This window comes from Legionella erythra, from assembly GCF_001467615.1.
Classification (GTDB): domain Bacteria; phylum Pseudomonadota; class Gammaproteobacteria; order Legionellales; family Legionellaceae; genus Legionella_C; species Legionella_C erythra.
The window spans coordinates 107,676-130,853 of record NZ_LNYA01000032.1 but is presented as its reverse complement, the minus strand read 5'-3'; the positions used below and the strand labels follow the sequence as shown (position 1 = coordinate 130,853).

Genomic DNA, 23,178 nt, shown 5'->3' with positions numbered 1-23,178 from the left:
ATTAAAAATGAGCATAGTTAAAGTACGAAATATATTTCTAATCGGACCGATGGGTGCAGGAAAAAGTACCATTGGCCGTACTTTGGCAAAAGAGCTCAAACTTGAGTTCTTTGATTCAGACGAAGTAATAGAAGAACGTGCTGGTGCCGATATTTCCTGGATTTATGATATGGAGGGGGAAGAGGGACTTCGCCGACGCGAACAAAAAGTCATTGACGAATTAACGCAGAAAACCAATATTGTGCTGGCGACTGGGGGAGGCGTGGTCATGCTTCCCGAGAACCGCAATGCACTGGCTGGGCGTGGTACCGTCATTTATTTAAAAACTTCGCTGCAACAGCAATTCGAGCGCACCAAACGTGATACCAAGCGCCCTCTATTGCAAACCGATGATTTGGAAGGACGCCTGGAAATGCTGCGCGATGAACGCGAACCGTTTTATGAAGAACTCGCCGATGTCAGTTTTGAAACGGATAAACTCACAGTCAAGGCTGTCGCCAATAACATTATAAAATACATCTATGGCGAAGTTTAGCGCGAGTTGGACCTTGCAGGTTACATTGCCTGCAAAAACCTACCCCGTCATTATTGGTCACGATTTGTTGTCTCAGGCAGATTTATTCGCAGAGACGGTCAAATCCAGGCAGGTTATGATCATCAGCAACGAGACGATTGCACCTTTATACCTGGATAACGTGCGTCAATTCTTTGCTGACAGGCAATGCGACCATCTGATTTTGCCGGATGGCGAGATTTACAAGGAACAGCAAAGCCTGGCTCGAATCTATGATGAGTTGATTCAGCGGCAGCATCATCGTGACACAACCCTGATTGCTCTGGGCGGGGGGGTTATTGGCGATATCACTGGATTTGCGGCCTCGACTTACCATCGCGGCACGCATTTTATCCAGATTCCGACCAGCCTGCTGGCCCAGGTTGATGCCTCCATTGGCGGGAAAACCGCGATAAACCACCCGGCCGGTAAAAACCTGATTGGCAGTTTTTATCAGCCTGATGCAGTCATTATTGATCTTGACACCTTAAACACCTTGCCGCCGCGTGAATTTAGAGCGGGGCTTGCAGAGGTCATTAAATACGCATTGCTTCAAGGCGGCGATTTTTTTGAATTGGTGTATCACGCCTTGAAGAAGGGGTTGGCTGATAAAAATTCACCTGCTCTGGCCGAGATAGTGCGCGAATGCTGCCGAATTAAAGCGGGGATTGTAGCGGAGGATGAGCGTGAGGCCGGCAGAAGGGCTTTGCTTAATTTGGGTCATACCTTTGCCCATGCACTGGAAACATACAGCCAGTATCAGCGCTGGCTGCATGGTGAAGCAGTGGCCATAGGCCTCTATTGTGCCGCAAAGCTCTCCGCTTTATTGGGTTTCATTGAGGAAGATCAGGTTGTTCTGATTGATGAGTTGTTGAATCTCGCGAAATTACCGTCGCGCATTCCCCGGGATGTTTCCCTTGAGGCGTTGCGTGCCATAATGTCGCAGGATAAAAAAATTAAAAATAATAAGTTGCGCTTCATCCTGCTTAAAGCCATCGGTGACTGTTCTATTGATGAGGTAACAGAAACGGCTTTGCGTGAGGTATTGAAGTGTGCTGTAGAAGGAGAAGTTATCCATGTCAAACAAGGGTGAAAGCAGCAGGCAGTCTTTGGATGCGCCATTTAAGCCGGCATCCTGGCTTGCCAAAATTGATTTTATTAACCATTTGGTCTTGTTCAATAATGTCCTGATGGCGGTTCTTGCCGAGCAGGGCGGTGGCAAAAGCACCTTTATCCAATTGCTGACGGCCAATCTGGATCCAGGCATCAAATTCCATACCATGACGGCTGCAGCGCCATTTTCAGCTGACGATTTTTTAGCGCAGATGGTGGAAGCATTTCATCTTCGTGATGATGCTCAGCCTACATTGGCCAGTCTGGTGGAGCAAATTAATGAAAGGAAAGCGCACGTTTTAATGATTATCGACGATGCGCAGCATGTGCCTGATGAGTTTCTCAAAGAAGTTCTGGAGATTGTCAAAGCCCAGGAAGGCGCTGCCTTTTTCCATTTGTGTATTGTTTGCGATTATTCCTTGATTGGCAGCTTAAATCGTCTGGACAAAGATGATTATAAAAATCTGATTCATACCATTACCCCCGGATCGTTGAGCGAAAGTGAAACAAAAACTTACCTTTTAAGTTACCTGCCCTCTCCAAAACGATTGGAAAAAACCATGTCTTCGGATCGGTTAAAGCAGTTTTATCAGTTAACAGGCGGTGAGATTGCGCGCATTAACCTTGAAATGCATAATTTCTTCAGTGCCGATGCATTAAAAGAACCTCCAAAACCCAAATCCCTGGCCAAACGACTGACTCTGACTGCCAGTCTGGTGATTGTGGGTCTGGCTGGTCATTATATCTGGCAAAATCAGGACGAATTACGGCGGACGCTGTCGTTTTCTTTATCTGAAAAAAACCTGGCATCCACGCAGCCTGCCTCTTTGCAGGAACAACCGGCTGTTTCAAGGCTCTTACCCATTGACAAGCCATTGGTCAGTGAGATTCCGCCTTTTAATGTGGCAGTCACTACTCAGGCACTGCAACCGCCGCCTCTAAAGCGGATGATTGAGATTTCCAATAGCGATGAGGAAACCAATGACAACCTGGTGGTCATGGATAAAGTGCTGGTCATTCCCAAGTCGCTGGCGCGAAACACCGAGACAACCCCACGGCAGCCAAGCCGTACGGTTCACCACCAACAACCAGCCAAACCCATCATGGCCGTGCCTGAGCTGGCAAAGGTCACACCGCCGTTATCCAGGGTCCAGGAACAAGCCAGGGCAGTAGCTACTGCAGCTAAGACAAGTGGTCAATTCACCATCCAGTTACTGGCTGGACGAAGCCCTGAGGAGTTAAAACGTTTTGTGCATGCTCATGGTATTCATGACGCGGTCAAAGTCAGAAAAGTCAGCCGCAACGGCCGCGTTTGGTATGTTCTCACTATGGGTGAGTACGGACAGATTGAACAGGCAAGAGCTGCCATGAACCATTTACCGCCCGCAGTCATTCCGTTTAAACCCTGGATTCGTTCTGTATCGGGTTTACCCGTTGTAGGGTAACTAAGGTTCGACAGGATCAGACGGCCAAGGCATCCATTGCTGTCTGATCCATATCCAATACCCTGTTAGCGCCATGCCTGTGTAAACAACCATTAACAGAGTATGGAAAGGCAGTTCCTTTAGCCAATAAAGATAAGCGTACACCGCATCAGTCACTAACCACAACAGCCAGCTTTGCAAGATTTTATGACACATCAATACCTGCGCGATCAAGCTTAATGCTGTGGTTAAGGCATCAAGTTGAGCCACGGTGGTTGATGTGAAGTGCATAAGACCACTGACAATCAAAAAATAGAGACTGACGAATGCAAGACCCACCAAAAGCCATTGATGGAATGACAGCGAGCGAATTTCGCGGCTGTTCTTCTCCGGTGTTTTTTGCCATTTCAGCCAGCCGTAACCAGTGCTAAGTAAATAAAACCCTTCAAGCAGGGTGTCGGCATAAATGCCTTTATGCCAGTATAGCCAGCCATTGATGAGGTTGGCTATCAAGCCCAGAATCCAGGCGCTTCGACTTAAACGAATGAGGTAAAAGGTACACAACAGTGAGGCTAAGGTGCCTGATAAATCGAGTAACATAAAAATCCCTACGCCGGCATGATCCGTACAGGTTCAATGGGTATAATCTCAGCCTTTGCATGCTGCAAAGACACCCCGTTTTCAAAGCAAACGCATCAAAATACCCGTTGAGCCAGCTGCTGTACTTTACGCGCAGTATCCATGGATCTTGAATCGAGACGGTCATGGATTGTGCACATAAGCCGGAAAGCAAGCCATTGAATGAATAAATAGACGCGGTTGCCTAAAAAATAAAAAGTTTAACCGATAAGCCATCCTATGGGAAATTAAAATAAATTCTGCTAGGCTATAAAAGTCAGTGTCAAGGAGAGAATCATGTATAAAAGGGTTTTGTTTGCCACAGATTTCGATGAAGTGGGTATAAAAGCTGCACATAAAGCAAAAAAGATTGCTGATGAGAATGGCGCCGATTTACTCCTGGTCCATGTTGTTGAGCCTATCCCGGCCTATGCATACCCAGGATTTGCCGGATTTGCAGAAGTGGAGGTATCCATTCGTGAGCAGGCTGAGAAAGAATTGGCCGCTTTAGCCAAAAAACTGAGCGTGGATGATGCGCATTGCATGATTGAATTTGGTTCTACCAAAAATGAAATATTGCGTGTGGCCAAAGAGAAAAAAATTGATTTAATCGTCACTGGAAGCCATGGTAAGCATGGTTTAGCCCTCCTTTTAGGCTCTACAGCCAATGCCATCCTGCATGGAGCCGAATGTGATGTGCTTATTGTCAGACCTCATGTCAGCGACAAGTAGTTAGCAAAGCTTAGCCATTCAGCGTTTCATGCAACGGTTGTTTGTTTGAAACGCTATCCCATCTTCAAAAAGATGCCCTTTAAACGATTGTTCTGCATTTTAAACCGCTAAATTATTCCTTCCACGCATCCTGGGGTTAGATTTGACAAGATGATAAGTCAAAATATGAGGAATAGGAGTGATTAAAGTGTACAATTATCGTACTGATGCTATAGTTATACCATAGTATTGATTGGGACTTATCATGCCACGTGATCGAAAAATTACCCGTATGGACGCTGAGAGTGCTGCCCGAAAGGATATATGGGATTTTTCCACTGAACGCCGGGAACTTCGTGAAAAGTTTCTGCCTGAGAGCTACGGCGCAAATCGGGGGGACAATCTGACGTACGACACCGAGGTGCATGAAAAAGCGCAAAACCTGATTAATCAGGTGGATTCTCTGGATGAAAGATTAAGGGAAAGCGGAATTTTTGATTACAATGCTGATCTCAAAAGTGAATGGTTGCGTTGCTATTCCAATGATCTTGAGGGTTGCAGAAAATTTGAAAAAATCCTCGCTCATTATGAAATTTCCAAGGATTTGGGCGGCAAACCAGCCAGCCAGCCCTTTACTGATGACGATGTGAAGGCAGCAGAGCAGGTGATTCAGCGGTTTTATAAGGATAGCCCTTCCTACCGTGATTTGATGCAGATTGCTGGTCAAAATCCCAATGAGTTAATGAATCGTCTGGGCTATAATGAGCAGGCCATGCAGATTTTTAAAAATGGTTTAGGAAACGTCAATACCTCGATGAATCAACAATCCACGGCGAATGCCTATCAACCCCCTCCTTACGGTTTCGAAGGGCAGCAAAGTAATCCAGCCTTGTTTGGCGAAATGTCAGATACCAATCCTCTGGATAGTCACTTGTCAGGGATTGACTGTGGCCATTTATCAGGAGGTCAATGCCCATCCGAGGACAGTGAGCCTGATTATTCAAACCAGATTCAAAAACGAACCTAGTGCGATTAGAGAATAGTACAGGAAGGGGACTGGTTATCATTCCCCTTGCTATTCTGTTGCTCTTTGCCGGGTTTTCTATTAGACAGCAACACCATGATTTCTTCAGCCTGGGATTTCAATTTTTGTGAAAATTCCTTATTGACGAACGTTGATCCTGAAAAATGAAAACACTGAGCTTTCGAATCATATTTAACTTCACGAAAAGCAAGGACATCACGCCAATCAAGCCCGCCTGGCAATGAGTATTCGTGTTCAAAACCATGTTGAGTTGATTTATTTGCAATAAGTGTTCCTCGACCTCGTACCACATAAACATACCCTACAGAAATAGGTTCTGCCTGTCGGCTGAATTTAGTGGCGAAGCTGCTGGCCACAGCCAGGGAATCGGTAAATGAAACAAAGCCAGACGCATTAGCCTGAGTGGTTGCCCGATGTAAATTCGGATCCAACGGGTTAAATACCGCACTCGTCAGCGCCTTTAATTCCTCTTTCTCCAATTTATCTTTAAGTTGCTCAACTTTATATTGAGGCTGACTGATGAACTGAAGCCGCTCTTCAAGCGTTTTGATTTCCGCTTTACAGATTGATTTTAAGTTGGCATCCTCGACCTCTTTCAACATGTTTCGCAACGCGATAATTTGTTGGGCGACCTGCACTTCCTCAGGAATGATTTGATTGGAAGCCAACATATTATTGACTAGCTGGCTCAGCCGATTAAATTCCTGGGCATTTTGACAGATGTCCATTTGTTCAAGCAATTGGAAAAGATCATGCGAAGCCCAGGGATTAAATCCCCCACAAGCCATAATAAATTCAGGTTTTCTTGTGTCTCCCCGTAATAAGCACTGTGTGCTATTCACAAAAGAATAACCCTCGGCCAGTTTTTTATTTGTCGAAAAAAAACCGGAGTAGGGTGAATTTTTGTCGGACTGATCATTCGGTGTGGGTAAACTGATTGATGTACTGAATACGCTTTTCAGTGAGCGCAAATCAGTTTTTTCCTGTTTAGAATCCGAAGAAGGCAATTCAAGGAAGTCAGGATAAGGTGAACTGACCAGTTCTTCTTTTTCTTCCTTACTCGATTGGGTTTTCTTCTCATCCGCGGCCTGCTTCATTAAGCGGGTAATGGATAGCATAAAGTCTTTAGCGTACTGCTCTCTATCCAGTTGTACCTGGGCATAAATATCAAAAGGTATACCATAGATACTCAAGTTGCCGATATCGACTTTAAATTTGGATTTAATCAGGGCGCGAATGATCCAGCCATGAACAGCAGCCCCACCGCGTTCTAAAAACATCAAACGGGATAAATCATAGGCAAGCAAACCTACTCTATTCAGATACGTTTGTTCATCGTCGGGCTTTTTTAAGGTGATAAAAAAATCGTTTAATCCTGCCATGGCGGTCTTCAGGACATAATGGTTCATGTAACCGTGGGTTACTGAGATTTTAGGTTCCAGGTAAGATGGGAAGGCCTTATTTGGCGTGAGCGTCATGCTGAATGACAAATTGGCATAGGCAGTACTGTAGGGCAATCTAATCATCTCGGGTAAATAAGTAGAACCCTGAGGACGCGATTGATATTCAATAGAATGATCAGGTTGTGTTTGTTTCGTCACCTCTTTCGTGTCTTTTTGCGATAAAATGATGGCTTTAAGTTTGATTAAAATGGGATAGTTGGCACCGGTTGAGGTGGCAAAGTACTCGTCACTGTAAATATCCTGGCGAATATCTAACTCCCTTTCGGAATTTCTGTATTGACCAAACGTATGGTCCTTCCCTGTTTCATGCTTAAGTTCTTTGGCTATCCTGCTGCGGGAAGAGGAGGCAAAGCGATGGATTTCTTCAAAGGAACAATTATCCTGAATCATGCCTAAAATTTTTTCTTCCACTTCTTTGGAATATTGTTCCCAAAGGGTTTGATCGGTACTGGCGAAGGCATTCAGACGAGAAACTTCGCTGCGTGTCTGGGATGGGGCCTTTGGTGTGAACATAAAATTCCTGCTCTCTTAGACTGATTTAAAATTATTTTAGATCAAAATTTGAAAATTATGAATTATTTAATGTCAAAAAGCGGTTTTATTGACCTTGAGCTGCGGCTTGAATCCTGCTCCCACTATTTCTCAATCCTGACTAAACTGGGTATAATCACGCTTTTATCTTTGTCATAAAAGCAAGCATGAGGCTGTTGCGCGGAATATCATTCTATCAACCATTTATTCAGGGCTCTGTAGTAACCATCGGTAATTTTGATGGGGTTCATCTGGGCCATCAGGCCTTGCTGACGCAGTTGCGCCGGCAGGCACAACGACTCAATCTGCCGAGTGTTGTGATTTTGTTTGAGCCTCAACCCGGTGAATACCTGCATCCTCAAACAGCGCCTGCCCGTTTATCCACGTTACGGGAGAAATTAGCCCGCGTGAAGGAATTGGGCATTGATTATGTTTATTGTTTGCGCTTTAATCAGTCTTTAGCCACTTTGACGGCTGAAGACTTTGCCCGTACGTATTTTTTTACGCAGCTGAGCATGCGGTATCTGCTGGTTGGTGAGGATTTTCGCTTCGGATATAAGCGCCAGGGCGATATTCATTTGCTGAGGCAAATGGCTGAGGAACAAGATTGCACCGTGGAAACCATTCAGGATTTTACGGCCGAAGGCGCGCGGGTGAGTTCCACCCGGATCCGCCATTTATTGGCTAAAGCCGATCTTCATGGCGCGTCAAGGCTCCTGGGGCGCACTTACAGCCTGTGCGGCCGGGTTAGCCGTGGCGAAGGACGAGGGCGGCAATGGGGCATCCCGACGGCCAATCTCAGCGGTCGGCGCGCCAATTTACCATTACAGGGTGTATTTTGCGTGAGGGTGCAGCGGCAGAATGGTCAATTGCTTGAGGGGGTGGCCAACCTTGGCAGGCGGCCCACTGTCGATGGCAGCAAGGTGGTATTGGAAGTCCATTTGTTTAATTTTAATGGCAATTTATATGGCGAGTTTTTGCAGGTTTTTTTCCTGCACAAATTGCGGGATGAAAAGAAATTTTCATCGATAGGCGAGTTAATAGCCCAGATCCAAAACGATATTGATGCGGCAAAAGCAGCCTTCAGGCTATCCGCATTCAAGTTAACCTAGGTGAGTAAGCTTAAGATGGCAGAATACAAAGAGACATTGAATTTACCCGATACCGCTTTCCCGATGAAGGCCAATCTCGCCCAGCGCGAACCGCAGCGGCTTGCTGACTGGCAGGCGGGGCAGGTCTATGAAAAAATCAGAAAGGCGCGTGCCGGTGCTGACCAATTCATTCTGCATGACGGACCTCCCTATGCTAACGGCCATCTGCATTGCGGCCATGCCTTAAATAAAATTCTAAAAGACATCATTGTGAAATCCAAAACCCTAAGCGGCTATGATGCCCCTTTTGTTCCGGGTTGGGATTGCCACGGCTTGCCGATTGAGTTAAATGTTGAAAAGAAAGTCGGAAAAGCGGGTGCCAAGATCAGCGCCCGGGAATTCCGCCAAAAATGCCGCGAGTATGCGGCCAGCCAAATTGACATTCAGCGCGAGGAGTTTAAGCGCCTGGGTGTCTTTGGTGATTGGGATCATCCCTATGCAACCTTTGATTTTCATTACGAAGCCAACATTATCCGTGCCTTGGGGAAAATAATCGCCAACGGCCATTTACAGCAGGGCTTTAAACCCGTGCACTGGTGCATCGATTGTGGGTCGGCACTGGCAGAAGCCGAGGTCGATTACGAAGACAAGGTATCACCCTCCATTGATGTCGCGTTTGCCGCTGTTCAACCCGCTGCGGTTTTAGCCAGGTTTTCTTCGCAACTCGCAGTAAAACCCGTCATTGTTCCCATTTGGACGACAACGCCCTGGACCCTACCGGCCAATGAGGCAGTCTGTCTTAATCCTGAAATCCAGTACGAACTGGTAGAAGCAGGCAATCGTTACTTCATTCTGGCGGCTGAACTGGTTGATACGGTCATGGTACGTTATGGTCTTGAAGGGGTTGTGCGTCATGGTCAAATGGCCGGTAAACAATTGGTTAACACCGTTTTGCAGCATCCCTTCAACGAGCGTACTGTACCGATTGTACTGGGTGATCATGTCACGACCGAATCGGGAACCGGCTGTGTTCATACCGCGCCGGCGCATGGACCGGATGATTACCAGGTCGGTCAGCAGTATAATCTGCCCTTGATTAATCCAGTCATGGCAAATGGCTGTTATACCCCGGATGTGCCGCTCTTTGCTGGTTTGTCGGTATTAAAAGCCAATGACCGTGTGATTGAAGTCCTAAACGAGCGTGGTGTGCTGCTTCATCATGAAAAACTGACCCATAGTTATCCCCATTGCTGGCGCCATAAAACCCCGATGATTTTTTTGGCCACGCCGCAATGGTTTATTGCCATGGATAAAAATGGCCTGCGTGAAAAAATCAAAGCAACCATTGACCAGGTTAACTGGGTTCCAGAGTGGGGTAAGGCACGCATCGGCAATATGGTTGAGACACGGCCGGATTGGTGTATCTCAAGGCAACGCGCCTGGGGGACGCCCATGCCCTTGTTTGTGCATAAGGTCACCCGGGAATTGCACCCCGATACCGTGAAGTTGATTGAAGACGTGGCGCAACGGGTTGAGAAACAAGGCATTGATGCCTGGTTTGAATTAGACAGCGACGCGTTGTTGGGCAAAGACGCTGAGGATTATGAGAAAATAACCGACACACTCGATGTCTGGTTCGATTCCGGTGTATCGCACTACACGGTACTGAAACAGAATGAAGCCCTTTGCTACCCGGCTGATGTGTATTTTGAAGGCTCGGATCAGCACCGCGGCTGGTTTAATTCATCGTTGACTACCGCCGTCGCTATTGATGGGCATGCGCCTTATAAAACCGTGCTAACCCACGGCTATACTGTCGATGCCGATGGCCGGAAGCTCTCGAAATCAAAGGGTAATTACATTGCTCTTGATAAATTGGTGGCCCAGCATGGCGCCGATATTCTGCGTTTGTGGGTCTCATCCACGGATTACAGGCATGAAGTGAGTATTTCGGATGAAATTATCAAGCGCAATGCCGATGCCTACCGCCGCATCCGCAATACGGCACGGTTTTTATTGGCGAATCTGTTTGATTATGATCCTGAGGCACATGGCGTGGCGAGCAAGGAGATGGTCGAGCTTGATCGTTGGGCGATTAAGCGCTGCCAGCAACTACAGGATGAGATTTTAACAGCCTATGACCAGTATCAATTCCATGTTATTTATCAGAAAATTCATAATTTTTGTGCGGTGGATCTGGGTAGTTTTTATCTGGATGTGATTAAGGACCGTCAATACACCACACCAAAAAACAGCATTGCCCGACGCTCTTGTCAAACCGCCATGTATCATATCATTCATGCCTTGACACGCTGGCTTGCCCCCATTTTATCGTTTACGGCAGAGGAAATCTGGCATGAAATTCCTGGTCAGTCTGAAGAGTCGGTCTTTCTGACCACTTGGTATCAGGATTGGCCGGTGATTGAGGGCGTGGATATGGTGTTCTGGCAACAGCTGCAACTGGTGCGTGATGAGGTCAATAAAGCCCTGGAAATTGAGCGTCAGCAGGGAGCCATTGGCTCAGGTCTGGCAGCCGAGGTCATTTTATATGCAAATCCGGATTTATTCGCCCGCCTGCAATCGGTTGAGAATGAACTGCGGTTTTTGCTGATAACCTCCAGTGCGGTCTTGCTGCCGTTTAACCAGGCCCCGGTTGCCGCGATGCGCAATGACGAGCTGGGTATTGCGGTAGAAGTTAAAGCCATCACCTACGAAAAATGCGAGCGGTGCTGGCACAGGCGGCAGGATGTGGGGCAGGATAAGACTCACCCCCAACTCTGTCTGCGCTGCGTGGACAATATTTCGGGTCAGGATGAAACGAGGTTGTTTGCATGAAAAAATGGGCCTGGTTTATGTTGAGTCTGGTGGTTTTGGGGCTCGATCAGTTGAGTAAATACGCAGCGGCAATCTGGCTTAATCCGTATCAGCCGAAGCCCATCATGCCCATGATCAATTTAACACTGGCTTACAATACCGGCGCTGCCTTTAGCTTTTTGAGCGGCGTCGGCGGTTGGAACCGCTGGTTTTTTGCAAGCTTCAGTATTGTCATGAGCATCGTATTGATTGTTTGGTTAATCCGTTTACCCAGGCAGGCTGTTTTGCAATCCTTAGCTGTGAGTCTCATTCTGGGCGGTGCAGTAGGTAATCTGTACGACCGGGCCTTTTTAGGGCACGTGATTGATTTTATTGATGTGTATTACAAAAACCATCATTGGCCAGTATTTAACTTGGCCGATAGCGCTATTTGTCTGGGTGCGGTTTTATTGCTGATTGATTTATGCAAAAACCCCGGTCGATAATGCACTCAGTTGCTTGCTTTCAGGGTTTAAAATACTGACGGCAGCAACGGCGGGTAAATTCAAATAATGTTCCGCTTCATCCCATTCAATTTCAGCTGGAAATAAACGCAGCATGGGCAGATTTTTGTTAAGTAAGGCACAAAAAGACAGCGTCGCAGGGTAGGGGCGGGCTTGATGGTAGCCTAAGGCGATGACTTGCATCGCTTCCGAAATCGTGGCAATCCCCGGTAAATAATTGACAGAATAAATGGCGGCTGTTTGCGCGATGGCCGGTAAAAAGCCTGGGCTTGAAATAAAGTGAACGCCGGCCTGATAGCAGTCTTCCAGCTGTTGCGTGCTGATGACATTGCCTGCACCTACGCGCAAACCGGGAAAATCCTCAAGAATTTTTTTTAGGAGGCTTTGATCGCAGGTATTGATTTCGACAATGGAAAATCCGGCATGGGCAATCTGTTTTAAACGGTCAAACAACAGGGCGTCAACATCCAGTGTCACAATGATTGATTGATTACCAAAGAACTTTTCTGTCACCATCATTCCCGCCTGCGGCCTACAATAATTCATTTATGTTAGAAGAGTTGCAGCCGCTTAGCAAGGGGAATGTGACGACAAGGTTACATTTTAAGCGTTGTAGAAAAAGGAGTCGGCGTCTCCGGTTTGTTGGCTTGTGAGGTAGGGGTGGGGGGCATGACATTGCCTTTTTCCTGTTCAACGCCGAAATAGGGCATGCTTCGAATCAGGGTATCCATCGGTATCTTGGGGATAGGTGTACCGGCACGTAAGGGATCAATAATGGCTTTCTTCAGCAGCGCTTTAAATTTTTCATTGAAGGGTTGGCCTTTGGCCTTCTGCACATCGTCTATTTCTTTTTCAAATTGGTCAACCGCGTCTTTGGGATTTGGCGGCAGCCGTTGGATAATCTCATACAGCATTTTATACACTTGCGTAGGATGAAGCGCTTGTGGCGAGGGTTTGCCAACGGAGTTAACCGGATTACTGGACGGTGTTGGTGTAGGTATCGTTGGACGAAGCAGCGATTTCGGGGTTATGGTGGGATCAAGTGTTTGCATCTCGGCCACGATTTTGGATTGGGCAGCCTGAATCTGGGTGAGTTGATTACGAAGCATCATGATGTCATTGTGCAGGGATTTGGATTTTTCCTGAACCGTTTCCAATCGTTCATTTTCCAACCCGTGGTTGTGTTTTACTAACAGCTTTAAGTTGCTGATTTCAGGGCGGGCGCGTTCAAAATCTTTCTGGGCTTGCAGAAGATCATGCTCTTCCATAGTACTTAAATCCTGCTTGGCGCCGATTAAGTAGAACTTGTCATCCCGTTTGACAACTTTTTTGTCCAGAGGGAGGACAAATGCGGCTTCATCGAAGGATTTGGCAATCTGTCCATCTTCCTTATAGAGGACTTTTTCACCTTTAAGCACGCCCATCATGTCTTTTAACCCGGCAATTTGCAGGTGCAGGCCATTGTGCTCAAGCAGGATTTTGCGTGCTTTGTCATCCTGGCCGCTTTCAATCAATTGCTGCATGTCGTCTAGCTGTAATTCCAATTGGTCGCTTAGGGCCTTGATTTTATCTTCAATTAAAGGGATTTGCGCATTGGCGCTGGCGGCTTTGTGCTGTTTTAATCCATGAATACGCTCCGTGAGCTCAGCGATCCTGTCCTTGAGACTGTCACTGTCCACCAGTTGCGGCGGGGCATTGGGATCAACCAGAGCCGTTTCCAGCGCTTCCGGAGACTGAGCTTGCAATTGCGCCTCCAAAGCGGCTTTTTGAGCTTCAAGGCTTGCGATTTGTTCATCAATGTCAAGCTCAGGCAGTTGAAACTGAATGTCCAGCTCACTCAGATGCCTGTCAAAGGTTTCATAACGCATCGCCATTTCTTCAGGATTAATGGCTTGCAATTCCCGCTGCACGCTATCCAGTTCCAGCTGTTTCTCACTTAAGCGGGACTGGATGGCTGAGGCGGTATTGTTGAATGAATTCAGCGATTGATTGAGCGCGGCTACGCGTTGTTCCCGCGCCCGCTGTTGATCCTGGGCGACATTGGCTTCGCCTTGTTGAACACGCGCTTCGGCCTGTTGGGTGTTTGCTTCAACCACATGTCGGGCATGGGCCTCCCGGTAGAGCAGGCCAAGGAGTAAAAAGGCCAGCAGACGGTGTTGTCTGATTTCGTGTGTTTGGTACTCCTGGCGTTTAAATTCCTCAAGGGCCGCCACCTGAGCCAATTCCTCGCCAATCATGATCTTGACACTGTCGCCTGCGGGGGATTTGAGAAAGGCGATGACATCTTTGGCGGTTTTGATGCCGTAACGTCCCACGAACTGGGTGGCGAAATAAGGGTCGCGCTGCAATTCCTGTAATGGCAAATTGGGGGTCAGGCCATTATTGGCATTATTTTCCATCTGGTCGCGCTCAATGGCAGCAAACCAGCTTTCCAATTGCGAGGAGGTGAGGTTGACATCCTGGCCATCATTGCCTTTCAAGGTTAGAACTAAAGGCCTTTCCGTCGGCTGTACCGATAAGGTGTCCGGATCTTTCAGATCGGTATCAGAATGAGGACTTAAATGAGGGGGCAATTTGGCCGAATCAGTCATATTAAACTCTGGCAGCAGCATGATATTTAATTATATACCCAATCGAATTGACTATTCAATAGTCAAAATGAGCGCAAGTAGAACTAAAAAAGACAATGATGCCTACCAGCACCGGGCGGCTGGGCCACTGGGTGCACCGCCGGGACCATTGGCAATGCCTTTGGCACCCAGGTTATTCAGGGTGAGGGATTGGCAGCGTGTATCATCGGTTCCCTGGGCGTTTCTGGGCGTTGCCTGCAGGGTGTAGCTGGAAGCAGTTTGTGCCGTAATGGAGAGGGTATACCAGCCGTCAGGCGACACGTTCGTGGCACGTACGTCGGTGGCAGCGCCGGTACCGATGGTGGCTGTCTGATAGGTATTGCGCTCAGAATAAAAACGCTCCATACGGCTGGCCAAATCCAGAAGCGCGGATTGCCCGTCGCTGCGTCTTGCTCGGGTAATGTATTCCAGGTAACTGGGATAAGCGATGGTGGTTAATATGGCAATGACCACAACGGCTATCATCAATTCAATTAAGGTAAATCCCTTATTCATCGTCCTGTCCTGAAAGTCAAAATTGAATGGCTTTTGCTTATAGTATAACCCGTTAAAGCATAAATAGCAGGGAATTGACTACTTAAAGCTGGCTAAGGGTACGAAGGGTTCATTGGCGCTATCGCTCAAAGCCGATTGCTCCTGGGGAGGGCAGGAGGTGTTGACAGGCGAGGGGGCCGACAAGGGCATGGCCTTCGTCTGTTGATTATTTAACATGATTTTCATCAGGCAATCCTCTTCCGAATGAGGCAAGCGCTCAAACCGGAGAGGATCTTCGAGAAAATAACTTTCAGCACAGTAAGGATCTTCCCGGATTTCCGCATGAAAAGCCCAATGGTATAGGTGGTGGCGAACAGTTTGCAGCAATTCAAGACAGGATAAACGGAGCTCGCTGGCTTCGGTTGATAACAGATTACTGCCTTTGAGCATAAGCCAGGCGGCTCCCTGGAACACCAAGCCTAAGGAATTATCCCAGAGTATACCGGATTTGATGAAGGCCTGACCGAGGAGGAATGCGGTAAAGCGGCTGGTGGGGTTTACAATGATTAAAGCCGCGCGGGTAAGAAAGGAAACGCTGTCAATGAAAGGTAGAATCAACAGATTTTTAATAAGCTGCAGCGGCGGCCACAGGAGCAGCATACCGGCGTTGCATAAAACATTAAGCACATGGTTGTCATGATAAACGCCAAACGGGCTGCTGAAACCATACAGAGGCGACAGGCGAAACCCGCGCAAATACGCCTGTTCGGAGGGTCTGGCTGCAAAATCCAGCAAGACTTGTCCGATTATTTGCCAATTGCCAAGATAAGCCATTATCTTACTCATCAGGCTGGTCAAACCGCTAAAAGGAACATGGATGAACAGGGCACTGATTTCGAGAAAGGGAATGGTCAATACCGCGAGGACCAAATCCATCAGGGCAGCAAACGTGCGTTTTACGACACTTAAAGCCCCCTGGCCACTCTTTTTCAAACCCGGCAGAAACCCTTGACGATAACCATAATGGGAGGCTTCAACCAGAGGAGCAATCAGGATTTTCCCAAGGGATAGCACTCCCTTAAGCAGCCATTTAAGACTGCCTAACAACCAATCATCGCCGGGATACATGACGGTATCATAAAGAGCTGCCCCCCCTTTGGCGCCAATCGCCGCATAATTGGGGTAGGGAAACTCCCCCATTTCTTCCTGAAGGGAGGGAATCAGCCGGCTTAAGCCATACCCCAGTCCCAACGCCAGGGCGACAATAATGGCCACTTCGGCGGGTTCTTCATGCAGCACGCTTACTGCTTTAATGAAGAATTGGTCCAGATCGCCGCCGACGATGATGGCCTGCCAATACGTGACAGCGGCAGAAATTGCTTCCGAAGTCTGACCATGGCTCATCCAGTGTCCCAAAGCCTGGGTGGGTGCAATGCCGCGGATAAGCCCATGCAAATGCAGTTTGGTTAAAACCGCCGTCAACGCCTTGGGCGTCAATACCGCACAACCGCCATAAAGATAGGCGGTCATCGCCAGGGTTCCTACAATGGGATTGCGTTCGCTGGTGTCAACAAAAAAGCCTGCGATGTGTCGCAGGACATGGAAAGAGCGATGCAGCGGATTGTCATAAGCAGGTGCTGAAGGGCGATGTTGTTGACGCACGACCACATAAGGGCTATTGGCAATTTTTTCCCGGACAAACTCTTCAAGGGTTTGCCCGGTTGCCAGCAAACCATGCCCGTTCAATACGTCTTGCAGGGAGTTAAGAATAGGGTGCAACGACCTGGACTCATCCGGGGGTATCGTTTTATCCTGAACGGCATGGCCTTGGTGTACATGCTGGTGAAATTCCCGTCTCAAGTCCTTGGTGAAAGACATCAGGCTATTAAAAAAATAACTGAAAAATAAAGGAATTTTTGAAAAAAAAGCCCGCGCATGGAGTTTAAATTTTTCAGGCAGGTAAAGATGCTGTTTGCTTAATTGACTTAAGGCAAACAAATCCTCGCCGTGGGGCAGAGGATAGATTAAATGGTCTTGCTCAAAATAATTCAATTGCAGCAAATCATCATTCTGGCGGATGAGAATCTGCGGTTGGCTGTCAAGTAATACCCAACTGCCATTTGGGCTGGATGTCAGTAATTTCCGGGCTTCGTCAAGCGATTGCGCTGTTTTACCCTCTTCATTGCCGCCGGTCAGGCAGTGAACCAGTTCGGCCACATGACCATAACCTCGCTGCGGGATGCCTCCAAGGCTGTAATAGGGTTTGATTTTTAACAACGACAGGCCATTGCTGTGATTATCGGCATCGATGGCATGCGGCAGTTTCTTGCGGCTGGCCAAATGATTAATCCAGTCATGTCCATCGTTCCAGAGTTTGTAAAAAAATGCTTCAAGACGTTTGAAACGGTTGGCAGGAACATGATTCAGGCTTAAGGCGGGCAATAACCCATACATGTCGCTGATTACCCTTAAGGTGTCATGCAGGGCCTGCTCGTCATGACCCAAATGAAGGTCGCTATCCCAGATAAATGTCGTGGCTTTGCCCTTCCGCTTTTGCTTAACACGGGTAAAATCCAGTTGATCAAGGGGCGACACGGGAAAAACACGATTGAACTCAAAATGCTGCGCTTCCTGCCGCGCATCATAAAGGATGGTTTCCAACTGCCCTTCAGAGAGAATGGGATTGGTGGTTAATAACCGGTTTTCTGCCCGGCATTCTTCGATAAGGGTAATGACCTGGTGACGAAGCGCCTCATAAGCGGCCCAATCGCCGACAGGAATGGCCCGTTCGACGGCAAGCAGACGGCTTAATCGCTGCATGGTTTTTTTAGCCAGGTTAAATTTCTTCAGTTGGGCGGCGGTGCGCGGTTTGCTGTAGCTTTCGGAACGTATGCAATAACGATGGATGTGGGCGATGGCATTGGCCACCAGGGAAGCCGAACGGGTTCCTGGCAATTGTTTTAATTTTTCTGCGTCGCTTGTCAACAGTAATAGCTGGACGGTTTTTTGATTATGATTCGCCAATAGCCTTAACATATCACCGCCGGGAAGCCGATAATCCATGCTGTAGTACCCATAAAGCACGGTTCCCGCCTGCGGGCTGGTTATCGAGCCGGTGATGCTGGGAATTTCCTGATGGGCAGCGGGTTTTATTTGCAGCGGGATAACTTCCCGTGGAATACCGTCAACTATCCTGTAACGTGCCATAATTACTTTTTATCCAACATCCTAATCCCATCACCATATCCCTTTAATAACGGGGTGGCAAGGTATTTAATGTTGGAAATTCCCGGCACAGGCTGTTAAAATGTGCGAAAAATAAACAGGAAGGATTGATGACAAGTTATTGTGGTTATATTGCCCTGGTGGGACGCCCCAATGTGGGTAAGTCCACCTTGCTAAACCGTATTTTACAGCAAAAATTGAGTATTACCTCGCGCAAGCCCCAGACGACCCGCCACAGCATTTTAGGCATTCAGACAGAAGGGGAGTACCAGTCTGTTTATGTGGATACGCCAGGTATACATCAAGGGGCTAAAAAAGCGATGAACCGCCTGATGAACAAAACCGCCAACAGCGTTTTACGCGATGTGGATGTGGCAGTGATGGTGGTGGACGGCACCCATTGGACAGACGAAGATGAACATGTGTTGAATCTTGTCAGGCAGGCAAAAGTTCCCTGTATCCTGGCTGTGAACAAAGTGGACAAAATAGCGGATAAGGATCAGTTGCTGCCGTGGATGGAACAGATAAGTCAACACTACGCGTTTGCTTCCATTATACCGCTGTCAGCTAAAACAGGGGTCCAGGTTGAGCAATTACAACAGGCCCTGAAAGCTTTTTTACCCGAAGGCCCTCATCTGTTTGATGATGATCAATTCACGGATAGGCCCATTAAATTTCTTTGTGCCGAGCTCGTACGTGAAAAAATATTTCGTCTTTGTGGTCAGGAATTGCCTTATTCCACCACCGTGGATATCGAATCCTATAAAGACGAAGGTCATATGGTCCGCATCCATGCCCTGATTTTGGTGGAAAAAGATAATCACAAGCGGATTATTATTGGTGAAAAAGGCCAAAAATTAAAAGAAATCGCTACTGCTGCCCGTTTGGACATGGAAAAATTATTAGGTAAAAAGGTGTTTCTTCAGTGCTGGTGCAAGGTAAAATCCGGCTGGGCAGATGATGAAAGGATTTTAAAACAATTAGGTTATGACCACTAATCAATACGAAGCCTGGCTTTTACACAAGCGTCCTTCGGGAGATACCAGTGTCCATTTGAGCTTTTTTACGCCCGAGCAGGGTTTGCTGCATTGCCTTTATCGCGGTGGACGGGCGACCAAAAAGCAGGGCTTGCTGCAAGCCTTTACTCCCTTATGGGTGGCGGTGGAAAACCGCCAGGACTGGCATTACGTCAATCGTCTGGAAACCATGGCGCCCTCGCTTAAACTGAGCGGCCTGTCCTTGTTTGCCGGCCTTTATGTCAATGAGCTGCTTTACTACACACTCAATGCCGGTGAATGTTACACCGCCCTGTTTAAGGCTTATCAATACACGCTGCAGGGGCTTGCGGCCGTGAATAACAAACTGGCTATCGAGGCGTTGCTGCGTCGTTTTGAAATGCAACTGCTTGCTGTGTGCGGCTATTCGCTGGTGTTAACTCGCGATGTTCATGGCGCACCGGTGGAACCGTGTAACCAGTATGGCTTTACGGTTGGGAGGGGCCTTGAGAAAGGCAGCGCCGGCTTCTCGGGGCAGAGTGTGCTGGGTTTGGCCCATGATCGGTTCGACGATTTACAGGTCCTGAAAACAGCTAAATTCATCCTGCGTCAGGCCATTGACCATCTTTTGGGGGGGCGGGAATTAAAGTCGCGTTCGTTGTTTCCGGGCATGGCCAGGATAAAGTCGGGTCAACCCGACACGTAAACCGGGCAAGACACTCTCTTAAGCCGCGGCTTTTTATTTCCTGTCGATCAGGGGTTTAATTTTTTTGAACGGTACGCCTCATAGCCTGTGACTTCCGTCACACTGCCGTCTTCAGTGGAAAGTGTGATGGCTAATCTGTTTTTGCGAATAGTGGTACTGTCTGACAGGATACCCTGGAAGGGGCTGTCAGGGTCTGCAGCATTGAGGTTGCGTACCCATGCCTTGTAGTCTTTCCAGGACTGCGCTTCCACGCGGTAACATCCCGCTGAAAAAAAGGCAGCCGCTTTGTTACTGGTGCGGTAGCGGCGATGATGGGATATCGTAGCGGTTTGATAAATCAGATTCTTTATCGTGTCATTGCCCAAGTCACCCTTTTTCAGTGTGTCTCGAATCTCATCAATGAGCGAGCGATACAGCGTGGCTTTATCATCTACCCCTTTGGTAAAACGCGACAGTCTGTCAAGACGCGCGATTTGTCCTTCCAGGAAGCGGCCCAAATCATGGAGTAATTTGACTTGTTGTACATGGTCTTTGGGTGTGCATTCGGCTAAAAACGGGGCGCTGATATTGCGAAACCCTGTCTTTTTCAATTCATGGGATAGCAGGAACCCTCTCATTTCTGTTGAGTTTAAATCTGGTTTGGCCATTAAGGCCTGATAGGCAGGCTGCGTGGCGTTCGTTTGCTTGTAATCGGCCCCATGGCTTATCAGTAACTTGGCGATCGTGGCTGAGCGGGCATAAAATAAAGGGGATGATTGACTGGTTGTTGACTTGAGATTAAGGTCAGCGTTTCGTTTAATTAAAAATTTGAGTAAAGCCGCATCATCCCATTGTGTTGCGCAATGAGCAGCTGTCCAGCCCGATTTTTGCCCCTGCAAATTAATATTCGCACCTTCGACAAGGAGGGCTTTAATGATCGCAGGATTAGCTTTTTCCCTTTTGTCCAGTTCCCTATTTAACAACTCATCAGCCGAAAAAATGTTTCTGGCCAATAGCGACTGTAGAGCAGTTAAGCCTGTGGGGATAGTGTTATCTTCCTGGAGTAAATCAGCGCCTTGTTGGAGAAGAAAATCGGCGGTTTTCTTGTTTTTAGCATAAAACAGGGGAGAATGCCCCTGCGGGATTGATTTTAAATTCAGGTCTGCCTTTTTTTTGATCAAAAAGCCAAGTAAATCGCTATCGCCGCACTTGGCGGCGTAATGAACAGCAGCCCAGCCGGATTTGCTTCCTTGCGTATTCACATGGGCACCAGCCTCGATCAGGGCCTTTATGACTCGACTGTCGGCGGTTTTCCCCTTATTCAGTTCATGTTTAAGTAGTTCATCCGCTGAAACAATGCGTTTTTCCAAAAGCACTTTTAGAGGGGTAGTTGCGGAGGTTGCGTCTTCCTGAAGCAAATGTGCTCCTTGAGAGACTAGAAGCCGTACCATTTCACGGGTTTGCGCATAAAAAAGTGGCGAGCGGCCGCGTTTGAGTGATTTAAGATTAAAATCAGCCTTTTTTTCACTGAGTAATTGAAGCAAAGAGGCGTCATTTTTATCGGCTGCCAAATGAGCAGCGGTCCAACCTGTGTACTCACCCTGAGCATTGGCATCAGCGCCTCCCGCAATCAATTTTTTTATTAAATCCAAGTTGGCGCCGTTCAGTTTATCAATTTCACCTTTCAATAACTCATTGGCTGAAATGATTTTTTCGTGTTGCCGTAAAGGGGTCATTCGTTGCGGCGTCCCATCTTCCTGAAAAGGATCGGCCCCATAGTCCACCAGGAGTTCAATCATGGCACGATTTTGAGCATAAAAAAGGGCAGAGCGCTGTCTGCTGGCGGATTTTAAATTAAAATTGGCATTTTTTTCCTTAAGAAACAGCACCAGGCTGCGATCATCCTTTCGGGCTGCAACGTGGGCGGCAGTCCAGCCTTTAACCCCCTGTGCATTCACATCGGCACCTTGAGCAATCAATTGCCTAACAACCTCACAATCTGCGTTCTCAAGCAAATCGAGTTGGGCTTTTAATTGCTTTGTCTTTTCTGAGGCGGGGTCTTTGGGGAGCTTCATGCCCACTACAGGCTTGGGAAGCGGCGATAACGCCACCTGGACAGGAGGGCTTAAATGGGCGCGTTTAAGGGTGCGGTCTATCACCTCTTTCGTGTAGGCCTGGCAAGCTTTTGAATACTCGGTGTAATCGCTCAGGTTGTATTGTACATTCCACATGGAATCAATTAAGAACAACGAATTATTTTGTTTACACACGACCCAGGTATGGGCAACGGGCTCTTTTTTTCTGGGATGATCCCAACTGTCCCGACAGTGATAAACACTGGCATTCGCAATGGACTGTTTTCGAATGTATTGTCCTAATAAAAAAGCAGTAAACAGCGCATGATGCCTGCATACCCCTTTTCGTTGTTCAATGATTTCTTCCAAGGTATAGAGGGGTAATTTTTTTTCCTGTTTTCCTATCTTCACACGATCCCTGGCTTTGGCATCCGGCTCAAAATCAGTGTTATCGATTTTATTATTCGAGAAACGTCTGGCGTGCCTGAATACATCCTCCAGGGGTACATTTTTCCCCAGGCGGGCAAGGTATTTTTCAAATTCCTGATAAAGTTCCTGCATCCGGTCATTGTCTGGATCGAGGAGAATGATTTCTCGTGTATGACCCACTGAGGCGACGCGTTTAGGAACCTCGGCTGCAAAATCAATACTACCGGTGAGAAACCGGTATTTTTTGTTTTTGTATTCGATGATGTCGGATTCCTCACCATGCGTATGGCGGTGCATTTGCGAACGCAACCCCGGCTCAAATCCGATTTCAGGATTGCTCTTAAGCTTTTGTTTCGGCTCCGACTCAACGAATTGTTTAATGTCATCGATACAAGGTTCTTTAATTCGGTTGATGTACGTTGGGTATTTTGCAAGCTTCAGGAAGGCTAACAATAAAGTTGCTTTATCGCTTATCGTGTAGCGAAACTCAACCCCGGTGGGTTTAAATTCCATGTTAAACGCCTTGCGGTCAAATAAGTCGCCAAAGACCCGTTGAAGATGGGCGATGACCTCGGCTTGTATTTCATTGATTTTAATGTCTGGGGTAAAGGGGGGAGCTGAGACGATAAAATGGCATCGTTGATTGGCGTGATCGATATGAATTTGGGAGATACGATGTGGTTTTCCGGTATGGATCAAGTGTTTTGGCATGGGAAAAATCATTGTCTACAAAATTATATTCAGTTTATCAATTTAAACTTAAGAAAAGCTTAAAACGATTTATACAGAATCATTGCTG

General features: G+C 47.4%; 17 protein-coding genes and 1 riboswitch. Of the genes, 10 read left to right on the top strand and 7 right to left on the bottom strand.

From position 1 onward, the window contains the following. Positions 1–7 precede the first annotated feature (7 nt). The 3 genes from aroK to Lery_RS10480 are packed head-to-tail and all read left to right on the top strand — an operon-like array spanning position 8 to position 3,111. The gene (gene aroK / locus Lery_RS10490) at positions 8–535 is read left to right on the top strand and encodes a shikimate kinase AroK (protein WP_058527208.1); all 528 of its coding nucleotides are present in this window, start codon (positions 8–10) and stop codon (positions 533–535) included. Then, entirely contained in the window at positions 522–1,646 is a 1,125-nt protein-coding gene (gene aroB, locus Lery_RS10485; protein WP_058527207.1) for a 3-dehydroquinate synthase, read from the top strand. Before aroK ends, aroB begins: the two co-directional genes overlap by 14 nt. Continuing rightward, positions 1,630–3,111, top strand: coding sequence for an AAA family ATPase (locus tag Lery_RS10480; protein ID WP_058527206.1), 1,482 nt, complete (start codon positions 1,630–1,632; stop codon positions 3,109–3,111). Before aroB ends, Lery_RS10480 begins: the two co-directional genes overlap by 17 nt. Here Lery_RS10480 and pnuC read toward each other — a convergent pair whose 3' ends face one another. Beyond that, the gene (gene pnuC, locus Lery_RS10475) at positions 3,112–3,690 is read right to left on the bottom strand and encodes a nicotinamide riboside transporter PnuC (protein WP_058527205.1); all 579 of its coding nucleotides are present in this window, start codon (positions 3,688–3,690) and stop codon (positions 3,112–3,114) included. Further along, positions 3,679–3,778: riboswitch (TPP riboswitch) on the bottom strand. It overlaps the preceding gene by 12 nt. A 227-nt stretch (positions 3,779–4,005) precedes the next feature. Here pnuC and Lery_RS10470 point away from each other — a divergent pair. Next, positions 4,006–4,440, top strand: a complete 435-nt coding sequence (locus Lery_RS10470; protein WP_058527204.1) for a universal stress protein — start codon at positions 4,006–4,008, stop codon at positions 4,438–4,440. Between the two features lie 244 nt (positions 4,441–4,684). Next, positions 4,685–5,446 carry a hypothetical protein gene (locus Lery_RS10465; protein ID WP_058527203.1) on the top strand — a complete coding sequence of 254 codons (762 nt, stop codon included), beginning with the start codon at positions 4,685–4,687 and terminating at the stop codon, positions 5,444–5,446. A gap of 5 nt (positions 5,447–5,451) precedes the next feature. Here the strand turns inward: Lery_RS10465 and Lery_RS10460 are convergent, their stop codons facing one another. Next, the gene (locus tag Lery_RS10460; RefSeq protein ID WP_058527202.1) at positions 5,452–7,440 is read right to left on the bottom strand and encodes a PCRF domain-containing protein; all 1,989 of its coding nucleotides are present in this window, start codon (positions 7,438–7,440) and stop codon (positions 5,452–5,454) included. A gap of 185 nt (positions 7,441–7,625) precedes the next feature. Between Lery_RS10460 and ribF the strand changes: the two genes are divergently transcribed. From ribF to lspA, 3 genes are read left to right on the top strand one after another with little or no spacing between them, the layout of a single operon-like run. Continuing rightward, a complete protein-coding gene (gene ribF, locus Lery_RS10455) occupies positions 7,626–8,570 on the top strand; it encodes a bifunctional riboflavin kinase/FAD synthetase (RefSeq protein WP_058527201.1) in 945 nt (314 codons plus the stop codon). Positions 8,571–8,585: 15 nt separating this feature from the next. Further along, positions 8,586–11,384, top strand: coding sequence for an isoleucine--tRNA ligase (gene ileS / locus Lery_RS10450; protein ID WP_058527275.1), 2,799 nt, complete (start codon positions 8,586–8,588; stop codon positions 11,382–11,384). After that, complete coding sequence (gene lspA, locus Lery_RS10445; RefSeq protein WP_058527200.1) at positions 11,381–11,848, top strand: signal peptidase II; 468 nt, start codon at positions 11,381–11,383, stop codon at positions 11,846–11,848. The genes ileS and lspA overlap by 4 nt, the downstream gene beginning before the upstream one ends. Here lspA and Lery_RS10440 read toward each other — a convergent pair. From Lery_RS10440 to Lery_RS10425, 4 genes are all read right to left on the bottom strand, one after another. Then, a complete protein-coding gene (locus Lery_RS10440; RefSeq protein ID WP_058527199.1) occupies positions 11,825–12,382 on the bottom strand; it encodes a multidrug DMT transporter permease in 558 nt (185 codons plus the stop codon). The genes lspA and Lery_RS10440 overlap by 24 nt on opposite strands. Before the next feature lie 80 nt (positions 12,383–12,462). Beyond that, positions 12,463–14,457 carry a hypothetical protein gene (locus Lery_RS10435; protein ID WP_131751158.1) on the bottom strand — a complete coding sequence of 665 codons (1,995 nt, stop codon included), beginning with the start codon at positions 14,455–14,457 and terminating at the stop codon, positions 12,463–12,465. A gap of 102 nt (positions 14,458–14,559) precedes the next feature. After that, complete coding sequence (locus tag Lery_RS10430; RefSeq protein ID WP_058527197.1) at positions 14,560–14,991, bottom strand: type IV pilin protein; 432 nt, start codon at positions 14,989–14,991, stop codon at positions 14,560–14,562. A 78-nt stretch (positions 14,992–15,069) separates the two neighbouring features. Continuing rightward, positions 15,070–18,177 (bottom strand): hypothetical protein, encoded by a 3,108-nt coding sequence (locus Lery_RS10425; protein ID WP_058527196.1) that lies wholly within the window; start codon positions 18,175–18,177, stop codon positions 15,070–15,072. A gap of 128 nt (positions 18,178–18,305) precedes the next feature. Here Lery_RS10425 and era point away from each other — a divergent pair, with 128 nt between their 5' ends. Together era and recO are read left to right on the top strand one after the other, a co-directional pair. Continuing rightward, on the top strand, positions 18,306–19,193 hold the full coding sequence (gene era / locus Lery_RS10420; RefSeq protein WP_058527195.1) for a GTPase Era: 888 nt from the start codon (positions 18,306–18,308) through the stop codon (positions 19,191–19,193). Further along, entirely contained in the window at positions 19,183–19,896 is a 714-nt protein-coding gene (gene recO, locus Lery_RS10415; RefSeq protein WP_058527194.1) for a DNA repair protein RecO, read from the top strand. The genes era and recO overlap by 11 nt, the downstream gene beginning before the upstream one ends. A 47-nt stretch (positions 19,897–19,943) precedes the next feature. On the opposite strand, the gene Lery_RS10410 is transcribed toward recO, so the two are convergent. Continuing rightward, positions 19,944–23,090, bottom strand: a complete 3,147-nt coding sequence (locus Lery_RS10410; RefSeq protein ID WP_058527193.1) for an ankyrin repeat domain-containing protein — start codon at positions 23,088–23,090, stop codon at positions 19,944–19,946. Positions 23,091–23,178 lie beyond the last annotated feature (88 nt).